This window comes from Frankia sp. Mgl5, assembly GCF_023242985.1.
GTDB lineage: Bacteria > Actinomycetota > Actinomycetes > Frankiales > Frankiaceae > Parafrankia > Parafrankia soli.
This window is the reverse complement of the sequence record NZ_JALKFY010000359.1, coordinates 1-235: the sequence shown is the minus strand read 5'-3', so window position 1 is coordinate 235 and position 235 is coordinate 1. Positions and strand designations below refer to the sequence as shown.

Annotated in this window: 1 pseudogene; it reads left to right on the top strand. The window is 54.0% G+C overall.

Annotation, left to right across the window (positions count from 1 at the left end):
- Positions 1-18 precede the first annotated feature (18 nt).
- Positions 19-235: pseudogene (locus MXD62_RS09690) on the top strand (histidine kinase); the annotation flags it as partial.

Below are 235 nucleotides of genomic sequence, written 5' to 3'. Positions count from 1 at the left end.
CAACAAAGACGTGCCGAGATGTATACCAAGCTGGGAGAGATCGTGAAGCGTTTCGGGCAGATCACTTCCGCAAGCAAAATCCCTGCGGAAGCGGTTGCCTGGCTGGGCAAAAGTTTTCAATGGCACTCAGTCGCCTTCTTCGTGCAGGAAGCAAATATTCTTTCCTTGCGGGCCCTCTGCGCGGAGGGAAAGGTAATGAACCAGTGGAACAGCATTGTGCCGACAGAGTCAGGCC